This window comes from Caproicibacterium sp. NSD3 (assembly GCF_053613275.1).
This window is the reverse complement of record NZ_CM132119.1, coordinates 1,947,848-1,967,339: the sequence shown is the minus strand read 5'-3', so window position 1 is coordinate 1,967,339 and position 19,492 is coordinate 1,947,848. Positions and strand designations below refer to the sequence as shown.

Sequence of the window (19,492 nt, the reverse complement as noted above, 5' to 3'; positions counted from 1 at the left end):
AAAATGGCTTTGAAAATCCGGTTAGAGATTTTCAAGGCCATTTATTTTATGTAGAGATTTTGAGTCTGTTTGATCTTTGGGATGGGGTTCTTCTTCCATATCAGAGAGAATTTTGCGTGCAACACTGCTCATAGAGGATTTTAAAAGAGAGACAAATTTTTCCGGCGGCATGCATTCTTTTGCAAGAAGCCACCTTTCGATTGCGCAAAGAAAGGCATCAGAGAAGAACACAGCAAAGAATTCTGAATCTTCGGAGCTATCGATCATTTCCCACAGATAATTCGAAACAATCGGCCGCAACAGAGACTGAAAATAATCGTGAAAGCAGTTTTGCCCCGTTACTTCAAGGGCATTCATATAAAAATGACGGTTTTTGTAGAAGTAATCACAGATGTCTTCAATTAAAGACCAGCCATCATCGTAGTTTTTATCATGAACCGCGCCAACAAATTCCGTGTAAAAAATCCAGTTTACCAAATCGTATTTATCCTGAAAATGGTAATAAAAGCTTTTCCGATTCATTTGGCAGTGCTCACAAATATCGCCGACGCTAATTTTTGAAAAAGGCATTTTCTCCATGAGGCTTTTCATGGCAGATGCTAACGCTCGTTTAGTAATTGCTGAATCCGACATTTGTTTACACCTCTTTCTTTTTCTACATAGTATTATTATAACAAACCTTCAAAACAAAAATCAATCCTAAATTCTAACGGCTGAGAAGTAAAGCAGTATATAATAAAGTTTGATTACAATAAAAGCAGGAGCGCGGTAGAAAACCGCGCTCCTGCTTTTAAGGAGAAATATGAAAAAGAGTGAATTTATGTGAAACCCTTTCACAAGAGTCTTATTATTATATTAAAAGGTTTCTTTTCCTAAGAACATTTTAAGAATACCCTTTCTATGTGTGCGTTAGTTTAGAGGAATGTAAAAATTGGGTAAACTTTAAGTGATTGTTTGGTGAAATTTGTTTTTATAAAAAATGAAGCAATTTCCAAAGGCATTTTATTGTCATTTTTTTAAAAATACGATATAATAAATTTGATTAAGTATTTTTGGAGGGTATAATGGGAATGCATCGAAATCGCAATATCGGTCGTGATATTAGCCATGCCGTTCGGGACGCTATGCGCACCGGTAATTTTGAGAATCTTGGCAATACCGTGCGCAATACCGTGCGGGATGTTACTGCTGACGTAGAAGCAGATGTGCGTGACTCCATGTCTGGCGATCATCAGAAGAATCAGTCTGCCTATCCGCCTCCACCTTATCAAAAACCCTCTTCGAATTATCCCCCCTATTGTCGCCCGTACCGTTCGGCAAAAACCAGATCGGAGATGATTCCTGGAAAAGTTTCAGGAGGTGTGCTGCTGGGAACAGGATTGGCAGTGGGAATTCCCTGCCTAGTGACGGCAATCGTTGGCTCAGTAATGACTGGCATGGGGATGATTGCTGCTTCTGTCTTTGCAGTTGGCGGTGTAGTTCTTTATATTTTGTCTGTTGTTGGAGCTTTTCTTTTTGGAAAAGGCACTTCTCTTCTCAGAAGAGTCAGACGGTATCGAAAATATCGGGCGCTGATGCAAGGGGGCTCTTTTTGTTCCATTAAACAGTTGGCGGATGGAATTCATAAAGCACCTGAATATGTAACAAAGGATCTTAAAAAAATGATCTCCAAAGGAATTTTCCCAGATGGTCATTTGGATGAGCAGGGAACAACCTTTATGCTGGGCGACGAAACCTATCAAAGCTATCTGCAGGCGGAAAAAGCGCGCAAGGAGCGAGAGGCGGAAGAAGAACGCCTGCGTTCGGACCCGGCTGCTGCTGCACTTGCACAGGCAAAAGCAGAAGGGAGTCAATATATTGGAGCCATTCGGGAAGCAAATGATAAAATTCCCGGAGAAGAGATCAGCCGCAAGCTTGACCGGTTGGAAGAAGTCTGTAAAAAGATTTTTGATTATGTAGAGGAACATCCAAAAAAGCTGCCGGAGATCCGGCGCTTTATGCAATATTATTTGCCGACCACTTTAAAACTGGTCAACGCCTATCAGGAGTTTGACAGTCAACCGGTGCAGGGAGAAAATATCCTGCAGGCGAAAAAAGAGATTGAGCAAACGATGGATACGATTAATACTGCATTTGAAAATCTGTTGGATACACTTTTTCAGGACGATGTATTGGATGTGGCAACCGACATTTCTGCCTTGGAGACTATGCTGGCCCAAGCGGGGCTGACCGGCAAGGATTTTAAAAAAGAAGAAACACAGAAAGAACCGGAACTAAAGCTGTAAAGAGAAAATAAGGAGGAAAGATCTTATGAGTAATGAAAAAACAGAAATGCCGACTTTGGTACTCGATGGAGCACAAGAAGCGCCGGCGGCACCTACTTTGGAGACAGTAACGCCTTCCGAACTTACCCAGAAACCGGAAGACATAGAAAAAATGAATCTGACACCAGATGAGCAGAAAATGGTGGATGATTTTTCAAAGAAAATTGAACTGACAAATTCCAATGTGATTTTACAGTATGGTTCCGGAGCACAGAAAAAGGTTGCGGATTTTTCGGAAGCTGCCCTAAATTCGGTGAGAACAAAAGATCTTGGCGAAGTCGGCGATATGCTTTCCGGAGTTGTCTGTGAACTCAAAAATTTTCAGGTTGAAGACAACGAAAAGGGAATCATGGGATTCTTTAAACGCGGCGGCAATAAAATTAATGCGTTAAAAACACGTTATGCTACGGCGGAAACCAACGTTGATAAGATTTCATCTGCGTTGGAAGGGCATCAGGTAACCATGCTCAAAGATATTGCCATGCTGGATAAGATGTATGATCTTAATAAGGTCTATTTTAAAGAACTGACCATGTATATTTTGGCCGGCAAGAAAAAGCTTCAAGAAGTGCAAACGCAGCAGCTGCCTGCTTTGCAGAAAAAAGCAGAAGCATCAAATCTTCCGGAAGACGCTCAAGCAGTCAATGATCTTTCCAGTATGTGCAATCGCTTTGAAAAAAAGCTGTATGATCTGGAACTGACGCGCACAATTTCGATTCAGATGGCACCGCAGATCCGTCTGGTACAGAATAATGATCTGTTGATGAGCGAGAAAATCCAGTCAACGCTGGTCAATACGATCCCGCTTTGGAAGAGCCAGATGGTACTTGCTCTAGGAGTGGAACATTCACAGCAGGCCGCAAAGGCCCAGCGTGAGGTAACAGATATGACAAATGAGTTACTCAGGAAAAATGCGGATACGCTCAAAATGGCCTCTATTAATACTGCAAAAGAAAGCGAGCGGGGAATTGTAGATATGGAGACGCTGCAGCATACGAATGAACAGCTTATTACAACGCTGGATGAGGTCATGCAGATTCAGAAAGATGGACACGAGAAGAGAGCTGCTGCAGAGCAGGAGCTGGGTAAGATTGAGGGAGAATTGAAGCAGAAACTGCTTTCCCTGCAGACACAGCAATAAAAAAAGAAGGAAATGGTAGAGCATGCCGATTAAAATTCCGGATGACTTACCAGCGAGAAGCGTCTTGCAGGGTGAGCATGTTTTCGTGATGACCGAACGTCGGGCGCTGCATCAAGATATCAGACCTTTGCGGATTGCACTGGTAAACCTGATGCCGATTAAAATTACAACAGAGACACAGATCTTACGCTGTATGGCAAATACGCCTTTGCAGATTGAAGTCGATTTGGTGCAGATGGCTTCTCATCAGAGCAAGAATACGCCGGAAGATCATCTGCTGGCTTTTTATAAAACGTTTGATGAGATCGAAGAAAGTCACTATGATGGCTGCATTATAACGGGTGCGCCGGTAGAACTGATGGATTATGAAGAGGTGGAGTACTGGCCGGAGCTGTGCAAAATCTTTGAATGGACAACTACACATGTCCATTCCACTTTTCATATTTGCTGGGGGGCGCAGGCAGCGCTTTATTATCATTATGGGATTCCAAAACACATTCTGCCGGAAAAGTTGTTTGGTGTTTTTAAGCATCATGCGCTGACAAAAAAGTCAAGACTGTTCCGTGGATTTGATGATGAATATTGGGTTCCGCATTCCCGGCACAGCGAAGTGATGGCAGAAGATATTCAAAAAGTTCCCGAACTAAAGCTAATGTCTGTTTCGGAAGAAGCGGGTGTCCATATTGTCGGGGATCAAGAGGGACGGCAATTTTTTGTGATGGGGCATTCGGAGTATGATGCCGGTACTCTCGGAGAGGAATATTTTCGGGATGTCAGCCACGGCCTGCCGATTTCCATGCCAAAACATTATTATCCGGATAACGATCCTTCTAAAAAGCCAATCGATCAATGGCGCGCTACCGGACAGCTTCTCTATACAAATTGGCTTAACTATTTTGTATATCAAACAACGCCCTTTAATTTGGATTTGCTCGGGCGGAATTCTTTAGACTGCGCAATGTTGTGATTGTTGGCATAATATTAGAAAAGTTCTTTATGAGAGTATCATTATAAAAATGGTACTCTTCTTTTTTGTTTTCTTATAATGGAAGTTCGACTTAGTTCCCGTAATTTTGCAGTGAAAATTCTTTATTCTTTTGAATAAGGAATTTTTTATAAAGGAGGCCTTCTTTTGAGCGTCGATCTAAAATTGAAAAAGGACGAGCTTACTGCACTTTTGGATGGGGAAATTGACCATCATTGTGCCAGAAAGGTTCGGGAAGAAATCGATGAAGCGGCGGAACATATTCGCCCGAGACGTTTGATCTTGGATTTTTCCGGGGTTAGTTTTATGGATAGTTCGGGGGTAGGACTGATTTTGGGAAGGTGCCGTCTGATGAATTTATGGAAAGGACGCGTTACCATTCGAAATGTGCCCGAAAAGTTAAAACGGATTGTTTCTCTGGCGGGGTTGTCAGAATTATGTGATATTGAAGAAGGAGTGAGTGTAGAAAATGAAACCGACGAATGAAATGCACCTGCGCTTTTTAAGCGCTAGCAGCAATGAGGCATTTGCCCGTACTACGGTTGCGGCTTTCGCCTCGCAGCTTGACCCGACTGTGGACGAGCTGTGCGATTTGCGAACTGCAGTTTCGGAAGCTGTAACAAATTGTATTGTACATGGGTATCGGAATACGATCGGAATGATCTACATAGATTGCATGATTTATGAGGAACACACGATCCAGGTTAAAATTAAAGACCACGGTTGTGGAATCGAAAATATAAAACAGGCAATGGAGCCAATGTTTACGACTGGCGGAGAGGAACGTGCGGGGCTGGGGTTTGCAGTTATGCAAAGTTTTACCGATCGTTTAAAAGTGCGCAGCAAAGTCGGTAAAGGCACGACTGTTGTTATGGAAAAAGATTTTTCACCCCGTCCGCGTCATCATGGATAGAGAAAAGGCCACCCGGGAAAATATCGGTCTGGTTCATGCCTGTGCCAGACGATTTCTCGGGCGCGGCGCAGATTATGATGATCTTGTTCAGGCTGGATGCGAAGGGCTGGTAAAAGCTGCCGATCGCTTTGATGAGAATCGTGGCTGCTGCTTTTCAACTTATGCTGTACCGGTTATTTTAGGCGAGATGAAAAAGCTCTTTCGAGAGGGTAATACTGTTAAAATGGGGAGAACGTTGCAAAGCCTTGCCTGTAAAGCAAATCGCTGGAGCAGCTCATTTGCAGTAAAAGAAGGCCGGCAGCCAACCGTGAGCGAAGTCGCATCCGGATTGGGGATTTCTTCAGAAGAGGCAGCCGAAGCTCTCTGCGCGGGTCAAATGCCGCTTTCTTTAACAGAAGAAAACGACGAAGAGGGACAACTGGATTTACCGACTGACTCAGAAGAAGAACGGATTACGGAATCTATGTCCCTTCGCGAAGCATTAAAAGATTTGCCTGCAAATGATCGAAAACTGGTTTGGTTTCGCTATTTTCAGGATCAGACACAAAATCAAACAGCACAAAGACTTGGAATGACACAAGTGCAGGTTTCTAGGAGAGAAAAGAAGATTCTGACTGAATTACGGCAGATGCTTGGGTAAGGCGACAGAATCTGGTGCTTTTAGATATAAAAAATCCATAGATGTAGAGGTGAAAGAAAATTTGCAAAAAGATGAAAAAAGTTGTTGACAATCAGTAATTAAAATGATATTATAATAAAGCCGTCAAAAAACGGAGCAAAAAAATTCAAACACTCCTACGAAATATGATGAGTTTTGGAAATGAGCTTTGTGCAAGATGACGGCGCAGGACCTTGAAAATTAAACAACGAAAAGAGACAAAGGGACCCGGAAAAATTCCGAGAGGAATTGGAACGGAACGAGAAGAAAAACTCGTAAAAAACGGACAAAACAAAGAAACACGCAAGTGTTTCGAAATGAGCTATAAGAAAGCTCTGAAATACGATTAGAGCGCGTAAGCGTTTTGATAAAATATTTTAGAGAGTTTGATCCTGGCTCAGGACGAACGCTGGCGGCGTGCCTAACACATGCAAGTCGAACGAAACTTAGAGGATGAAGTTTTCGGATGGAATCCAATAAGTTTAGTGGCGGACGGGTGAGTAACGCGTGAGTAACCTGCCTTTCAGAGGGGGATAACGTCTGGAAACGGACGCTAATACCGCATAACATCTCTTCTTCACATGGAGAAGAGATCAAAGGAGCAATCTGCTGAAAGATGGACTCGCGTCCGATTAGCTAGATGGTGAGATAACAGCCCACCATGGCGACGATCGGTAGCCGGACTGAGAGGTTGAACGGCCACATTGGGACTGAGACACGGCCCAGACTCCTACGGGAGGCAGCAGTGGGGGATATTGCACAATGGGGGAAACCCTGATGCAGCAACGCCGCGTGAAGGAAGAAGGTCTTCGGATCGTAAACTTCTGTCTTTAGTGAAGATAATGACGGTAACTAAAGAGGAAGCTCCGGCTAACTACGTGCCAGCAGCCGCGGTAATACGTAGGGAGCAAGCGTTGTCCGGATTTACTGGGTGTAAAGGGTGCGTAGGCGGTTCTGCAAGTCAGTTGTGAAAACTATGGGCTTAACCCATAGCCTGCAATTGAAACTGTGGGACTTGAGTGAAGTAGAGGTAGGTGGAATTCCCGGTGTAGCGGTGAAATGCGTAGAGATCGGGAGGAACACCAGTGGCGAAGGCGGCCTACTGGGCTTTAACTGACGCTGAAGCACGAAAGCATGGGTAGCAAACAGGATTAGATACCCTGGTAGTCCATGCCGTAAACGATGATTACTAGGTGTGGGGGGTCTGACCCCTTCCGTGCCGGAGTTAACACAATAAGTAATCCACCTGGGGAGTACGACCGCAAGGTTGAAACTCAAAGGAATTGACGGGGGCCCGCACAAGCAGTGGAGTATGTGGTTTAATTCGAAGCAACGCGAAGAACCTTACCAGGTCTTGACATCTATCGAAACCCTAAGAGATTAGGGCGTGCCCTTCGGGGAACGGTAAGACAGGTGGTGCATGGTTGTCGTCAGCTCGTGTCGTGAGATGTTGGGTTAAGTCCCGCAACGAGCGCAACCCTTACTGTTAGTTGCTACGAAAGAGCACTCTAGCAGGACTGCCGTTGACAAAACGGAGGAAGGTGGGGACGACGTCAAATCATCATGCCCCTTATGACCTGGGCTACACACGTACTACAATGGTCGTTAACAGAGAGAAGCAAGCCCGCGAGGTGGAGCAAAACTCTAAAAACGGTCTCAGTTCGGATTGTAGGCTGAAACTCGCCTACATGAAGATGGAATTGCTAGTAATCGCGGATCAGAATGCCGCGGTGAATACGTTCCCGGGCCTTGTACACACCGCCCGTCACACCATGGGAGCCGGTAATACCCGAAGTCAGTAGTCTAACAGCAATGAGGACGCTGCCGAAGGTAGGATTGGCGACTGGGGTGAAGTCGTAACAAGGTAGCCGTATCGGAAGGTGCGGCTGGATCACCTCCTTTCTATGGAGAACAGTCGGATGGAAGCATTCGACGACATTCCAAGGTCAGGTTTCCTAAGTCTCTAATCGTTGTTTAATTTTGAAGGCCTTGCAAAAGGACTTCAATCAGGTGGAAGGGTAACAGCCACCAGTTATGGGGGTATAGCTCAGCTGGGAGAGCGCCTGCTTTGCAAGCAGGAGGTCAACGGTTCGATCCCGTTTATCTCCACCAGGCTCCAAAAGGGAGCCAAAAGAAAAGATGGGCAGACGGTGAGAACCGGAAGCCGGAAACATGGGCTTATAGCTCAGCCGGTTAGAGCGCACGCCTGATAAGCGTGAGGTCGGTGGTTCGAGTCCACTTAAGCCCACCAGCACCGAAAGGTGTAAGTTGTACATTGAAAACTGAATAAAGAAGTAGAAGCAGATATTGAACGCAACAATGAGTAAAATCATTGTTAGAAATTATTATCAAATCTACAATTTCATTAAGTGGTGATGAGAAATCATCACCAGCTGAGAACTAAAGAAGAACACATGGTCAAGCTACAAAGAGCGCAAGGGGAATGCCTTGGCACTGGGAGCCGATGAAGGACGTAACAAACTGCGAAAAGTTTCGGGGAGCCGTAAGTAGGCATTGATCCGGAAATATCCGAATGGAGCAATCCGACTGGAGACATGTCCAGTCATCCTGACGTAAATTCATAGCGTCAGGAGGGGAACCGCCTGAACTGAAACATCTAAGTAGGGCGAGGAATAGACATCAAATGAGATTCCGCTAGTAGTGGCGAGCGAACGCGGAAGAGGCCAAACCGAAGGGAGAAATCCCTTTGGGGTTCGGACAGCATAATGGATGTGGAACTTTAACAGAACAGCCTGGGAAGGCTGGCCATAGAGCGTGAGAGCCGCGTAAGTAAAAAGGTGAAACACCAAGCTGTATCCAGAGTACCGCCGGACACGAGAAATCCGGTGGGAATATGGGGGGACCACCCTCCAAGCCTAAATACTACCCAGTGACCGATAGTGAAGAGTACTGTGAAGGAAAGGTGAAAAGGACCCCGGAAGGGGAGTGAAATAGAACCTGAAACCTTGTGCTTACAAGCACCGAAAGCCCGTCAATGGGTGATCGGGTACCTTTTGTAGAATGGTCCGGCGAGTGAATGTGACTGGCAAGGTTAAGGACTTCAGGTCTGGAGCCGTAGCGAGAGCAAGTCTGAATAGGGCGCAAGAAGTCAGTTATATTCGACCCGAAACCGGGTGACCTACCCATGTCCAGGTTGAAGTGGAGGTAAAACTCCATGGAGGACCGAACCGACTCCCGTTGAAATGGTAGCGGATGAGGTGTGGGTAGCGGAGAAATTCCAATCGAACCCGGAGATAGCTGGTTCTCTCCGAAATAGCTTTAGGGCTAGCCTTGTATTAGATTACCGGAGGTAAAGCACTGAATGGTCTAGGGACCGAAAGGTTACCAAAACCTATCAAACTCAGAATGCCGGATAATTGATGTACGGGAGTCAGACAGTGTGAGATAAGTTTCATTGTCAAAAGGGAAACAGCCCAGACCCACAGCTAAGGTCCCAAAACACGGTTAAGTGGAAAAGGATGTGGGGTTGCACAGACAACCAGGATGTTGGCTCAGAAGCAGCCATACATTAAAAGAGTGCGTAATAGCTCACTGGTCGAGTGACCCTGCGCCGAAAATTTAACGGGGCTAAATCGTGTACCGAAGCTTGGGATGCAGCAATGCATGGTAGGAGAGCGTTCTATACGGAGTGAAATCATAGCGGAAGCGATGGTGGACTGTATAGAAGTGAGAATGCCGGAATGAGTAGCGCGAAATGTGTGAGAATCATATTGGCCGAAAGTCTAAGGTTTTTGGAGGAAGGTTCGTCCGCTCCAAGTAAGCCGGGAGCTAAGGTGAGGCCGAAAGGCGTAGCCGATGCACATACGGTGGATATTCCGTAGCCGCCAAAAGATTTAAGATAAGTGACACCTTGAAAGGGCATGACCCGGGCGTTGGTTGACCCGGGCGTAAGGGACCGAAATTAGAGTAGGGAAGCATGCTTAGACGAGGGCGAGAAAAGCTTATTGTATATCTTAGGCGCCCGTACCGCAAACCGACACAGGTAGACAGGAAGAGAATTCTAAGGCCAACGGGAGAAGGGTAGTTAAGGAACTCGGCAAATTGGTCCCGTAACTTCGGAATAAGGGACGCCACAGAGATGTGGCCACAGTGAATAGGCCCAGGCGACTGTTTAGCAAAAACACAGGTTTCTGCCAAATCGTAAGATGACGTATAGGAGCTGACACCTGCCCGGTGCTGGAAGGTTAAGAGGAGATGTGCAAGCATTGAATTGAAGCCCCAGTAAACGGCGGCCGTAACTATAACGGTCCTAAGGTAGCGAAATTCCTTGTCGGGTAAGTTCCGACCCGCACGAAAGGTGTAACGATCTGGGCACTGTCTCAATTACCCGCCCGGCGAAATTGTAGTACCGGTGAAGATGCCGGTTACCCGCGACAAGACGGAAAGACCCCATGGAGCTTTACTGTAGTTTAATATTGGGTTTCGGTAATTTATGTACAGGATAGGTGGGAGACTTGGAAACCCCGGCGCTAGCCGGAGCGGAGTCAACCTTGGGATACCACCCTTAAGTTGCTGAAATTCTAACCTGCGGCCGTGAATCCGGCCGGGGGACATTGTTAGACGGGCAGTTTGACTGGGGCGGTCGCCTCCAAAAGAGTAACGGAGGCGCTCAAAGGTTCGCTCAGCACGGACGGAAACCGTGCTCTTGAGTGTAAACGCAAAAGCGAGCCTAACTGCGAGGATGACAGTCCGAGCAGTAACGAAAGTTGGAGTTAGTGATCCGGCGGTATGAGAGTGGAATTGCCGTCGCTCAACGGATAAAAGCTACCCTGGGGATAACAGGCTGATCTCCCCCAAGAGTCCACATCGACGGGGAGGTTTGGCACCTCGATGTCGGCTCATCACATCCTGGGGCTGTATTCGGTCCCAAGGGTTCGGCTGTTCGCCGATTAAAGTGGTACGCGAGCTGGGTTCAGAACGTCGTGAGACAGTTCGGTCCCTATCTGTCGTGGGCGCAGGATATTTGCGGAGAGCTGTCCTTAGTACGAGAGGACCGGGATGGACGCACCGCTGGCGCACCAGTTGTCATGCCAATGGCACAGCTGGGCAACTATGTGCGGATCGGATAAACGCTGAAAGCATCTAAGCGTGAAGCCGACTCCAAGATTAGATATCCCATGGCGTAAGTCAGTAAGACCCCTTGTAGACTACAAGGTTGATAGGCTGCGTGTGTAAGTACGGTAACGTATGTAGCTTGGCAGTACTAATAGGTCGAGGGCTTGACCATTAACCTTCTTTGGTTCGCGCTCTTTCTCTCTTCTACTTACCTTTATTCAGTTTTCAGTGTACAAATTGTGCATGTTTTATGCACCATTAGCTCAGTTGGTAGAGCACCTGACTCTTAATCAGGGTGTCCCGGGTTCGAGTCCCTGATGGTGCACCAGACTACTTCCGGGCTGCCAGCTTGGCTGCCCGGTTCTTTTTTTAAGTTAATATTTTATCTCCCCGCTGACTTTAAATCAGCGGGGATTTTTTTAAGCCCACCTGTAAAACAGGTGGGCTTAATTTTATATGCTTTCAACTATTAGACAATTCGATTTATATGAATTTGTTCAGTTTCAGAGAAATATTGGAACAAAAGCTCTAGAAAATATTTTGAGGGATGTGACAGGTACCGCTCTTTATGACGAATCAGAGATAAGTGTTGATTTAATGGCTCGCCTTGACAGTAGACTGGAAAAATATTAATGTCTTCCGGAATATCTTTTCGCTGATTCACAAGGCACATTTGCGAAGCAAAGCAGGCAGCCAGTTTTTTAAAGCAAATAATCGAGCTGATCTGCGTATAAGAACTCGTCATATATACTTTTGGTATTACGCCCGCATTATCAAAGCATTCCTTAATTTTACGTCCCATTCGATTTGAAAGAATACAGAATGGCAGCTTGGAAAAATCGCTGATATTGGCTCCGTGAAGCGCCGACGCTTTCAATGACCCTGCCTCTTCTTTATAATACTGCTGTAAAAGCGAATCAGCCACGCAGAGGTAGATCTGGTCAGTCATCAGATCCCAATTGAGCAGTTTGGAATTTTCTTCTTCCAATAGGACAATCGCAAAATCCAGCTCTCCATCTAGAACCATGGGCTCAAGTTTTGAGGAAATTGTATCCGTAATCCGAATTTCCACGTTTGGATATCTGGCGGAAAATTTCGGGAGAATATTTGGTAAGCATGCGTTCATCCGCAGCGTACTGGCGCCAAAACGCAGCACGCCTCGCTCTTCCTGCTTGATATCAGAAAGAATATCTTTTAGGTTTGTTTGTTCTTTATTAACGACATTCGCAAAAGCTAGCACAAATTCACCCGCACAGGTGAGCTTAAGTTTTGGTTTACGGTCAAATAGTTTTACGCCATAAAAATCCTCTAGACGCTGAATATGATTGCTCAGAGTCTGTTGAGAAATAAACAGCCGGTTTGCGGTATGCGTCATGTTAAGATCCTTTGTTAGCTCTGAAAAATAATAGAGGCTTGTAAGATCCATATCGTTTTCCTCCACAAAATTTATTTGTGAAACTTAAAAAAATATTCTGCTTGATTTGTACCAGCTCTTATATTAACATGTAACTGTCAGATATGCAAGTCGCGCGGCTGTTGACAAAATTCCTATTTGGAGGGTTTCTATGAAGATCGGTTTTATTGGCTATGGAGAGGCCGCTTATAATATCTCTTTTGGATTAAACAAAGAAGGACTAAAAGGGATTAGGGCCACCGATGCTATGATGAATGACAGTGTCATGGGAGAACAGGTGCATGCTCGTGCAGAAGCAGCAGGAGTCACTTTAGTGTCTTCCAACAAAGAAATCGCACAGTGGGCAGACCTGATTTTTGCAGCTGTTCCTTCTTCTTTTACAATGGATGTGTGTAAGGACATCGAAAGTGTCCTTCGTCCGGGTCAGCTTTATGTGGATGTGAGTGCTTCGACACCTTCTATAAAGCAGGCAATCTGGGAACAGGTAAAAAACACAGGTGTCCTTTTTACGGATGCCGCAATGTTGGGCTCTTTGCCAAAAGATCAGCATCGGGTTCCGATTACTGCTAGCGGAAATGGAGCAGAAGAATTTAAAAAACTGATGACGCCTTATGGCATGAAGATTACATTGGCCGGAGAAAAGGCCGGGGCGGCGTCTGCCATCAAACTGGTGCGCAGTATTTACATGAAGGGGATTGCAGGATTAATGATCGAGATGCTTCAGGCAGCTGATGCCTATGGAGTATCTGAAGAAGTAATCGCTTCAATCTCAAAATCTATGGATGGAATTCCATTTACAAGCCATCTTGACCGTCTTGTTACTGGTTCAGCTCTTCACTGCACCCGGCGTGCCGCGGAATTGAAGGGATCTATTGCCATGTTAGGTGAAGCAAATCTCAGTTCCGATATGACAAAAGCCACGAAACAACGCTTGCAGGATCTCGAGGAATATGAATTTGCAAAGCGTTATGTGGACAAGAAACCTTCCGGATGGAAAGAAATTATTGAAACAATCCGTGTGAAATAATAGGGAGGAGCTTAAAAATGCCTGTTGGAAAAAGAATTTATCTTAAACGTGAGATGCCCGATCCTAAAATTATGAATCAGTTTAAATCAGTTCCGGCCTCTAATACAGCAGATGTGATGGGGCGTAGCTGTGCCATGAACCCGCGTATCAAGCTAGCCAGCCAGCCCAAGGAGCAGATGCTGGTGGGTCCCGCCTACACCGTCAAAGGCCGGGCCGGTGACAATCTGGCCCTTCACGCCGCGCTGAACCTGTGCCAGGAGGGGGACGTGCTGGTGGTCTCCAATGAGGAAGACAACACCCGTGCGTTGATGGGCGAAGTCATGATGACTTATTTGAAAGAGACCAAAAAGGTTGCCGGAATTATCCTCGATGGCCCTATTCGCGATATTGATGAAATCGGAAATTGGGACTTCCCTGTTTATTGTACCGGTACTACTCCCGGCGGCCCCTATAAGGAGGGACCCGGAGAGATTAATGTTCCGATCTCCTGCGGCGGAGTTAGCGTTAACCCTGGCGATATCATCCTTGCTGACCCGGATGGTATCATCGTCATCCCACGTCAGGACGCTGCCGTCATTATTGAGGATGCGAAGAAGTTTCAGGCGGCCGACGAGGCCAAGCTGGCCGCCGCCAAGGACGGCACCGCCAAGCGGGGCTGGGTAGAAAAGATCCTGACAGAAAAAGGCTTTGAGATCATCGACGACGTATACCGACCCTAACTTTTTTGTCTTATCTAAAGGTTTCACACGAAGAAGCGAAAATAAACAAAAGGGAGAATTACTATGAAAAAGATGTTTGCTCGTGTCCTCGCGCTTACCATAACCTGCACCATGCTTTTGACAAGCTGTGGCAAAACCGGCGGCTCTAGCACACTCTCTGGCAGCGCCAAAAATAGCTCTGGTTCCGCCAGTGCTAGTGCGGCTGAAACCGACTGGCCCAAGAAGGGTACCGTTACCGTCATTTTGCCATACAACGCTGGCGGTGACACCGATACCTACTGCCGTGCCCTGTTTCAGAGAGTGGGTAAAAAGCTGAACCAGACCTTTGTGGTCACCAACATGGAGGGTGGTTCTGGTATCGTGGCTGCAATGGATGTGATGAACAAGGCCAACGACGGATACACCATCCTGTTCAGCCACACCGGCGCTTCCCTGGTTCAGGAGGCCACCGGTTCGGTTAAGTTCAGCTACACCGAGGACTTCACCAACTGTTGCACCGTTGCCATCGACCAGACCTATGCGCTGGTTGCGCTGTCCTCTGGTGGTCAGTATAAGAACTTTGCGCATGGCTGGACCAATCTGGGAGATATGTTGGCTGATGCCAAGGCCAACCCTGGTTCCATCCGCTATTCCACCGTAGTTGGTTCCACCACCCAGTATGTGGGCACAATGTTGGAGAAGCAGGCCGGCGTTACCTTTGATAACATCGACGTGGGCACCTCAGCCGGCGACCGTATGGCTGCTTTGATGGGAGGACAGGTTGACATCATGGCCATTAACTACATGAATGTTGCTGACTACATTAAAAATGGTGACCTGATCTGTCTGGGCATCATGGCTGCGAAGCCTGTGGATGGCATTGACTTTCCCACCTTTGCGGAGCAGGGCTATGACAAGGTCGTTACTGCAAAGAAGTACGAGGTCAAGTTCCCCAAGGGCACCGATGACGCCATCGTACAAAAGTTAGCCGACGCCTGTAAAGAAGTCGTGGACAGCGACGAATTCGCCGCCACTTTGGCCACCTACTTCGCCGAGCCATACTGGCGTGACGCCGCCACCATGAATCAGGAGGATCCAGCCGAGGTTGAGGCCCTGAAGGCCGGGTTGGCAGGCTGATATACTGACCACTCGGTCTCAAATAAGAATGCCGCCCGTGCCCTTGCCCCGCGTATGGGTGGCTGTTTTAAACGTAGAGAGGAAGTAACCTTATGACCAACAAGGTACGCGATTTGGTCTGCTCCATCATCATTCTGGTATTTGGTGCCGGGATGTTTCTCATTGCACTCGGTATCCCCCATAAAACTTCAACCGATGTGGGCTCTGGCTACGTCCCGGAGTTTGTGGCCATCTGCATCATTGTGACCGGTGTCGTACAGTTGATCCTGACCCTGACCCGCAAATCCGCCGGTGACAGGGTCAAGGAAAAACTATTTGATGATGTGAAGGGCGGCTTTGGAACCATAGCGCTGATGATCGTCTATATGCTGATTTTCCAGCCGGTGGGCTTTATTTGTTCCAGCGCGATCTACCTGTTTACGCAGATCATGCTGCTCAGTGACAACACCAACCGAAAGCCCGTTTTGTTTGCGATCATTGCAATTCTGGTGCCGGTTGCCATCTATGCGCTGTTTGTTTATGTAATTAAAATGCCGCTGCCTAAGGGCATCATCGGCTTCTGAGGAGGTGCTAAAACATGTTCGCAACCGCATTAGCAAATGTCTTTAATCCCATGTGCCTGGCCCTGATCTGGTTTGGCACGATCATTGGCATTGTTTTCGGTGCCATCCCAGGGTTGTCCGCCACCATGGCGGTGGTCCTGTTCCTGCCGCTGACGTTTTCTATGGAGGCTACCCAAGGTCTTGCGCTGCTGGTGGGCCTTTACATGGGCGGTATTTCTGGCGGTCTGATTTCTGCCATTCTGTTAAAAATTCCCGGCACTCCCTCTTCCATCTCCACCGTTTTTGACGGCGGTCCCATGGCGGATAAGGGCGAGGCTGGACGCGCCTTGGGCGTGGGCATTCTTTATAGTTTCATCGGCTCCATTCTGGGTATTGTGGCTTTGATCTTCATCGGGCCCGCCCTTGCCAAGGTCTGCCTGCTGTTTGGTGCCGCCGATTACTTTGGCGTGGCGGTGTTCTCTTTGTCTATCATAGCCGCATTGTCCGGAAAGAATATGCTCAAGGGCCTGTTCGCCGGCCTGTTCGGTTTGGCCCTGTCCATGGTGGGCATGGCCCCCATCGATGCCGTTACCCGCTACACCTTTGGCAACTACCAGTTACTGTCCGGTTTTAACATCACCGTCCTGCTCATTGGCGTTTTTGCCGTCACGGACATCATTATGTCAGGCTTTGGCCGCCGCGAGTTGTCCAATCGCCTGCAACAGAAAAAGTACCATCTGAAAGGCTATGGACTGTCAATTAAAGAGTTTTTCCAGCAGCTGCCCAATGCTGTCATCTCCTCCATAATTGGCATAATCATTGGCATTCTGCCCGGCATCGGCGGTTCTACTGCCGGCCTACTGTCTTACACGGCAGAAAAGAGCCGTTCCAAACATCCTGAAAAATTTGGTACTGGCATCATCGACGGTGTCATTGCTTCCGAGACCTCCAACAATGCCGTGATTGCGAGCTCTCTGATCCCGCTGCTGTGCATGGGTATCCCCGGCAACTCCGTGGCCGCTGTTTTCTTGGGCGGCTTGCAGGTTCATGGCATCAGCCCCGGTCCCCTGATCTACGCCAAAAGCGGTCAGTATGTCTACGGCATCTACTTTGCTCTGATCGTGGCAGCTGTCTTTATGCTCATCTTCGAGCGTCTGGGCCTGCCTGTTTTTGCTAAGCTGCTGGACATTCCCAAGCATATCCTGCTGCCCATTATCATGGTCATGTGCTGCGTAGGCGCCTACTCCAGCGACAGCCGTATATTCGATGTGCAGTGCGTGCTGTTCTTTGGTTTGCTGGGACTATTCTTTAAGGCGTTCAAAATTCCCAGCACTCCGCTGATCATCGGCTTTATCCTTGGCCCTATGTTTGAAGAAAACTTTCGTAAGGCCTTGCAAGCCAGTCATGGCAGCTGGAGCATCTTCATCACCCGGCCCATCTGTTGCGCATTTCTTGTCATCGCGGTCGTGTTCTGTGTCTTTACCGTGCGGCGCAACCTGAAGCAGAAGAAGGCTGTCGAGGCGGCCGGAAAGATATTTGACACCGCTGAGGAAGAGGGTTGATCCTATGCTGCTCATTAAAAACGGAACCGTCATTGACCCGGCTAACGGTGTCACGGAAGCCTTAGACGTAGCAATTTCGGATGGTATCATCGCCGGAGTTGGCCATTATTCCGAGTCCGACGGCGATCAGGTGATCGACGCCTCCCACTCTATCGTCACCCCTGGTCTCATCGATCATCACGCCCACCTGTATCCTATGGCTGGGATCGGCATCCCCGCAGAGGCAATCTGTTTTCGCTCTGGAGTGACGACAGTTGTGGACGCAGGCAGCACTGGCTGCGCAACCTTTCCCATATACCAGCCCTTTATCCGCCAGAGCAAACTGTGCGTCAAGGCCTATCTGAACGTGTGCTCTACCGGCCTGAGCTCCCTCCCGGAGCACATGGAACAAGTCGCGCCTGAGCATTACGACGAAAGGGCTATTCGGGACGTTTTTGAGCGATATGGTCAGGACCTTCTTGGCCTGAAGCTGAGGACAAGCCGGGAGATCGTGGGGGAACTGGGCTATACCCCTCTGCGGGAGACCGTCAGGCTGGCCGATAAGCTGAACGTGCCCGTTATGATCCACTGTACCAACCCACCGGGTACCATTGCCGAGCTGCTGGAGTACCTACGTCCCGGTGACGTGATCACCCACATGTACATGAACAAGGGCGAGACGCTTTTGGACGAATGGGGAGCGGTATGTAAAGCGGCCTACACGGCCCGTCAGCGCGGGGTGCTGTTCGAGGCGGCGGACGCAAGAGAGCACTTTTCCTTTGAGATCAGCGAGCCTGCCATTCGGGAAGGATTTTACCCCGATATCATCGCCACCGACCTGACGAAATTCAGCATGAACCTGCGGCCCACGGCATTCAGTATGGCCAACCAGCTGTCGAAGTATTATTACCTGGGTATTCCGCTTGAAGATGTGATTGCTCGCTGCACCAGTCGACCGGCTAAGTATATGGGGCTGGCAGACCGCATCGGCTCCCTCACCCCCGGGGCACAAGCTGATCTGGCGATATTCCGAGTCAAAGAGCAAGATGTGGAATTCGGCGACCGTCCCTATCAAAAGCCGGAAAAGCAGCTGCGGCATGGAACCAAACGAATTTGTCCCGTTCTGACCATGAAAGGAGGGGAGGTTGTATTTCGCGACGAGCAGTTCTGACTTGAGCCAAAAAGGACTATTTCAAATGATGGTAGAAAATCCTCGGCGACTAATTTCATAAAGTTACCATTCAGCTTTATTTTCAATTTTTTTAATAGTATTTTTTCTCCCTTAATTTTATAAAAAGGAAGACCGAAGATAAAGAGATATCTGCGGTCTTCCTTTTTTGTGCTTTTATTAAAAAGATCAAGATTTTCAATCCGATTTAATAGCAATTATATGAATATTTAGGTAACTTTGGTTTAATTTTATATGTTGAGTTCTTTATGGATACCTTCATTTTTTATTTCCTTAAAAAAGTGCTTGACAAAGAAACAATAATTTGGTATAGTAATAAAGCTGTTTCGTTAGAAGGCAAATGAGTTTCCCGGCGGCGAAATGTGTTATGGCCCGTTGGTCAAGTGGCTAAGACAGCGGCCTCTCACGCCGTTAACGTGGGTTCGAATCCCGCACGGGTCACCATTTGAATATTTCTTAATTTTATATAGACTAAAAATGCAACCAATACAGTTTTTGTATTTGAGTTTGTTGGTGCAGATAGCGATGAGGGTCCACCTGTTCCCATTCCGAACACAGAAGTTAAGCTCATTTGCGCCGAAGATACTTGGCTGGTAACGGCCCGGGAAAATAGGTAAGTGCCAACATTAATATTCCTCAATAGCTCAGCCGGTAGAGCATGCGACTGTTAATCGCAGGGTCGTTGGTTCGAGTCCAACTTGGGGAGCCAGAATCCATCGTCTTAAAGGACGATGGATTTTTTTATCATATGTAATGATGGTATTTGAAATTGGTATAATACTTGAGAAAACCTTTTGAATTGTAATTAAGCGCTTGTCATGTTATAATAAAACAAACAATTATTTTA

At 47.3% G+C, this 19,492-nt stretch carries 14 protein-coding genes, 5 tRNA genes and 3 rRNA genes; 20 read left to right on the top strand and 2 right to left on the bottom strand.

Features of this window, described 5'->3' with window-relative positions:
• Nucleotides 1–21 precede the first annotated feature (21 nt).
• Complete coding sequence (gene dhaS, locus ACVS9P_RS09735; RefSeq protein ID WP_452103347.1) at nucleotides 22–633, bottom strand: dihydroxyacetone kinase transcriptional activator DhaS; 612 nt, start codon at nucleotides 631–633, stop codon at nucleotides 22–24.
• A gap of 431 nt (nucleotides 634–1,064) precedes the next feature.
• Between dhaS and ACVS9P_RS09730 the strand changes: the two genes are divergently transcribed.
• The 11 genes from ACVS9P_RS09730 (at nucleotide 1,065) to ACVS9P_RS09680 (ending at nucleotide 11,425) form a co-directional block, all read left to right on the top strand.
• Nucleotides 1,065–2,285: a 5-bromo-4-chloroindolyl phosphate hydrolysis family protein gene (locus ACVS9P_RS09730; RefSeq protein WP_452103346.1), complete on the top strand. Its 1,221-nt coding sequence runs from the start codon at nucleotides 1,065–1,067 to the stop codon at nucleotides 2,283–2,285.
• A 25-nt stretch (nucleotides 2,286–2,310) separates the two neighbouring features.
• Nucleotides 2,311–3,465, top strand: a complete 1,155-nt coding sequence (locus ACVS9P_RS09725; RefSeq protein ID WP_452103345.1) for a toxic anion resistance protein — start codon at nucleotides 2,311–2,313, stop codon at nucleotides 3,463–3,465.
• A 22-nt stretch (nucleotides 3,466–3,487) separates the two neighbouring features.
• Entirely contained in the window at nucleotides 3,488–4,432 is a 945-nt protein-coding gene (gene metA / locus ACVS9P_RS09720; protein ID WP_452103344.1) for a homoserine O-acetyltransferase MetA, read from the top strand.
• A 165-nt stretch (nucleotides 4,433–4,597) separates the two neighbouring features.
• Entirely contained in the window at nucleotides 4,598–4,936 is a 339-nt protein-coding gene (locus ACVS9P_RS09715; RefSeq protein ID WP_452103343.1) for an anti-sigma factor antagonist, read from the top strand.
• On the top strand, nucleotides 4,920–5,363 hold the full coding sequence (spoIIAB, locus tag ACVS9P_RS09710) for an anti-sigma F factor (RefSeq protein ID WP_452103342.1): 444 nt from the start codon (nucleotides 4,920–4,922) through the stop codon (nucleotides 5,361–5,363). The genes ACVS9P_RS09715 and spoIIAB overlap by 17 nt, the downstream gene beginning before the upstream one ends.
• The gene (locus ACVS9P_RS09705; RefSeq protein ID WP_452103341.1) at nucleotides 5,356–6,003 is read left to right on the top strand and encodes a sigma-70 family RNA polymerase sigma factor; all 648 of its coding nucleotides are present in this window, start codon (nucleotides 5,356–5,358) and stop codon (nucleotides 6,001–6,003) included. Before spoIIAB ends, ACVS9P_RS09705 begins: the two co-directional genes overlap by 8 nt.
• Nucleotides 6,004–6,395: 392 nt before the next feature.
• Nucleotides 6,396–7,923 (top strand): 16S ribosomal RNA (locus tag ACVS9P_RS09700).
• 134 nt (nucleotides 7,924–8,057) lie between these two features.
• A tRNA-Ala gene (locus tag ACVS9P_RS09695) sits at nucleotides 8,058–8,133 on the top strand.
• A gap of 62 nt (nucleotides 8,134–8,195) precedes the next feature.
• Nucleotides 8,196–8,272: transfer RNA gene (locus ACVS9P_RS09690), tRNA-Ile, on the top strand.
• A gap of 165 nt (nucleotides 8,273–8,437) precedes the next feature.
• Nucleotides 8,438–11,269, top strand: a 23S ribosomal RNA gene (locus ACVS9P_RS09685).
• Together the 16S and 23S rRNA genes with 3 tRNA genes alongside form the textbook arrangement of a ribosomal RNA operon.
• A gap of 80 nt (nucleotides 11,270–11,349) precedes the next feature.
• A tRNA-Lys gene (locus tag ACVS9P_RS09680) sits at nucleotides 11,350–11,425 on the top strand.
• A 141-nt stretch (nucleotides 11,426–11,566) separates the two neighbouring features.
• Here ACVS9P_RS09680 and ACVS9P_RS09675 read toward each other — a convergent pair.
• Complete coding sequence (locus ACVS9P_RS09675) at nucleotides 11,567–12,523, bottom strand: LysR family transcriptional regulator (protein WP_452103340.1); 957 nt, start codon at nucleotides 12,521–12,523, stop codon at nucleotides 11,567–11,569.
• Between the two features lie 139 nt (nucleotides 12,524–12,662).
• On the opposite strand from ACVS9P_RS09675, the gene ACVS9P_RS09670 reads away from it, so the two are divergent.
• The 9 genes from ACVS9P_RS09670 to ACVS9P_RS09630 all read left to right on the top strand — a co-directional run bounded on the left by ACVS9P_RS09670 (nucleotide 12,663) and on the right by ACVS9P_RS09630 (nucleotide 19,354).
• Nucleotides 12,663–13,538 (top strand): DUF1932 domain-containing protein, encoded by an 876-nt coding sequence (locus tag ACVS9P_RS09670; RefSeq protein ID WP_452103339.1) that lies wholly within the window; start codon nucleotides 12,663–12,665, stop codon nucleotides 13,536–13,538.
• Between the two features lie 17 nt (nucleotides 13,539–13,555).
• Nucleotides 13,556–14,257 carry an RraA family protein gene (locus tag ACVS9P_RS09665; RefSeq protein WP_452103338.1) on the top strand — a complete coding sequence of 234 codons (702 nt, stop codon included), beginning with the start codon at nucleotides 13,556–13,558 and terminating at the stop codon, nucleotides 14,255–14,257.
• Nucleotides 14,258–14,320: 63 nt separating this feature from the next.
• Nucleotides 14,321–15,373 carry a tripartite tricarboxylate transporter substrate binding protein gene (locus ACVS9P_RS09660; protein WP_452103337.1) on the top strand — a complete coding sequence of 351 codons (1,053 nt, stop codon included), beginning with the start codon at nucleotides 14,321–14,323 and terminating at the stop codon, nucleotides 15,371–15,373.
• Between the two features lie 92 nt (nucleotides 15,374–15,465).
• Nucleotides 15,466–15,936 carry a tripartite tricarboxylate transporter TctB family protein gene (locus ACVS9P_RS09655; RefSeq protein WP_452103336.1) on the top strand — a complete coding sequence of 157 codons (471 nt, stop codon included), beginning with the start codon at nucleotides 15,466–15,468 and terminating at the stop codon, nucleotides 15,934–15,936.
• A gap of 14 nt (nucleotides 15,937–15,950) precedes the next feature.
• Nucleotides 15,951–17,477 carry a tripartite tricarboxylate transporter permease gene (locus ACVS9P_RS09650; protein WP_452103335.1) on the top strand — a complete coding sequence of 509 codons (1,527 nt, stop codon included), beginning with the start codon at nucleotides 15,951–15,953 and terminating at the stop codon, nucleotides 17,475–17,477.
• Nucleotides 17,478–17,481: 4 nt separating this feature from the next.
• Nucleotides 17,482–18,627, top strand: a complete 1,146-nt coding sequence (locus ACVS9P_RS09645) for an amidohydrolase family protein (protein ID WP_452103334.1) — start codon at nucleotides 17,482–17,484, stop codon at nucleotides 18,625–18,627.
• 387 nt (nucleotides 18,628–19,014) lie between these two features.
• Nucleotides 19,015–19,089 (top strand) — tRNA-Glu (locus ACVS9P_RS09640).
• Between the two features lie 65 nt (nucleotides 19,090–19,154).
• Nucleotides 19,155–19,271, top strand: a 5S ribosomal RNA gene (gene rrf / locus ACVS9P_RS09635).
• 7 nt (nucleotides 19,272–19,278) lie between these two features.
• Nucleotides 19,279–19,354 (top strand) — tRNA-Asn (locus ACVS9P_RS09630).
• Nucleotides 19,355–19,492 lie beyond the last annotated feature (138 nt).

What these genes read in the sequence shown, in the direction of transcription:
- ACVS9P_RS09730 (WP_452103346.1), top strand. Translation starts at nt 1,065, where the DNA reads ATGGGAATGCATCGAAATCGCAATATCGGTCGTGATATTAGCCATGCC.
- ACVS9P_RS09660 (WP_452103337.1), top strand. Translation starts at nt 14,321, where the DNA reads ATGAAAAAGATGTTTGCTCGTGTCCTCGCGCTTACCATAACCTGCACC.
- ACVS9P_RS09705 (WP_452103341.1), top strand. Translation starts at nt 5,356, where the DNA reads ATGGATAGAGAAAAGGCCACCCGGGAAAATATCGGTCTGGTTCATGCC.
- ACVS9P_RS09665 (WP_452103338.1), top strand. Translation starts at nt 13,556, where the DNA reads ATGCCTGTTGGAAAAAGAATTTATCTTAAACGTGAGATGCCCGATCCT.
- ACVS9P_RS09650 (WP_452103335.1), top strand. Translation starts at nt 15,951, where the DNA reads ATGTTCGCAACCGCATTAGCAAATGTCTTTAATCCCATGTGCCTGGCC.
- metA (WP_452103344.1), top strand. Translation starts at nt 3,488, where the DNA reads ATGCCGATTAAAATTCCGGATGACTTACCAGCGAGAAGCGTCTTGCAG.
- ACVS9P_RS09655 (WP_452103336.1), top strand. Translation starts at nt 15,466, where the DNA reads ATGACCAACAAGGTACGCGATTTGGTCTGCTCCATCATCATTCTGGTA.
- ACVS9P_RS09670 (WP_452103339.1), top strand. Translation starts at nt 12,663, where the DNA reads ATGAAGATCGGTTTTATTGGCTATGGAGAGGCCGCTTATAATATCTCT.
- dhaS (WP_452103347.1), bottom strand. Translation starts at nt 633, where the DNA reads ATGTCGGATTCAGCAATTACTAAACGAGCGTTAGCATCTGCCATGAAA.
- ACVS9P_RS09725 (WP_452103345.1), top strand. Translation starts at nt 2,311, where the DNA reads ATGAGTAATGAAAAAACAGAAATGCCGACTTTGGTACTCGATGGAGCA.
- ACVS9P_RS09675 (WP_452103340.1), bottom strand. Translation starts at nt 12,523, where the DNA reads ATGGATCTTACAAGCCTCTATTATTTTTCAGAGCTAACAAAGGATCTT.
- spoIIAB (WP_452103342.1), top strand. Translation starts at nt 4,920, where the DNA reads ATGAAACCGACGAATGAAATGCACCTGCGCTTTTTAAGCGCTAGCAGC.
- ACVS9P_RS09645 (WP_452103334.1), top strand. Translation starts at nt 17,482, where the DNA reads ATGCTGCTCATTAAAAACGGAACCGTCATTGACCCGGCTAACGGTGTC.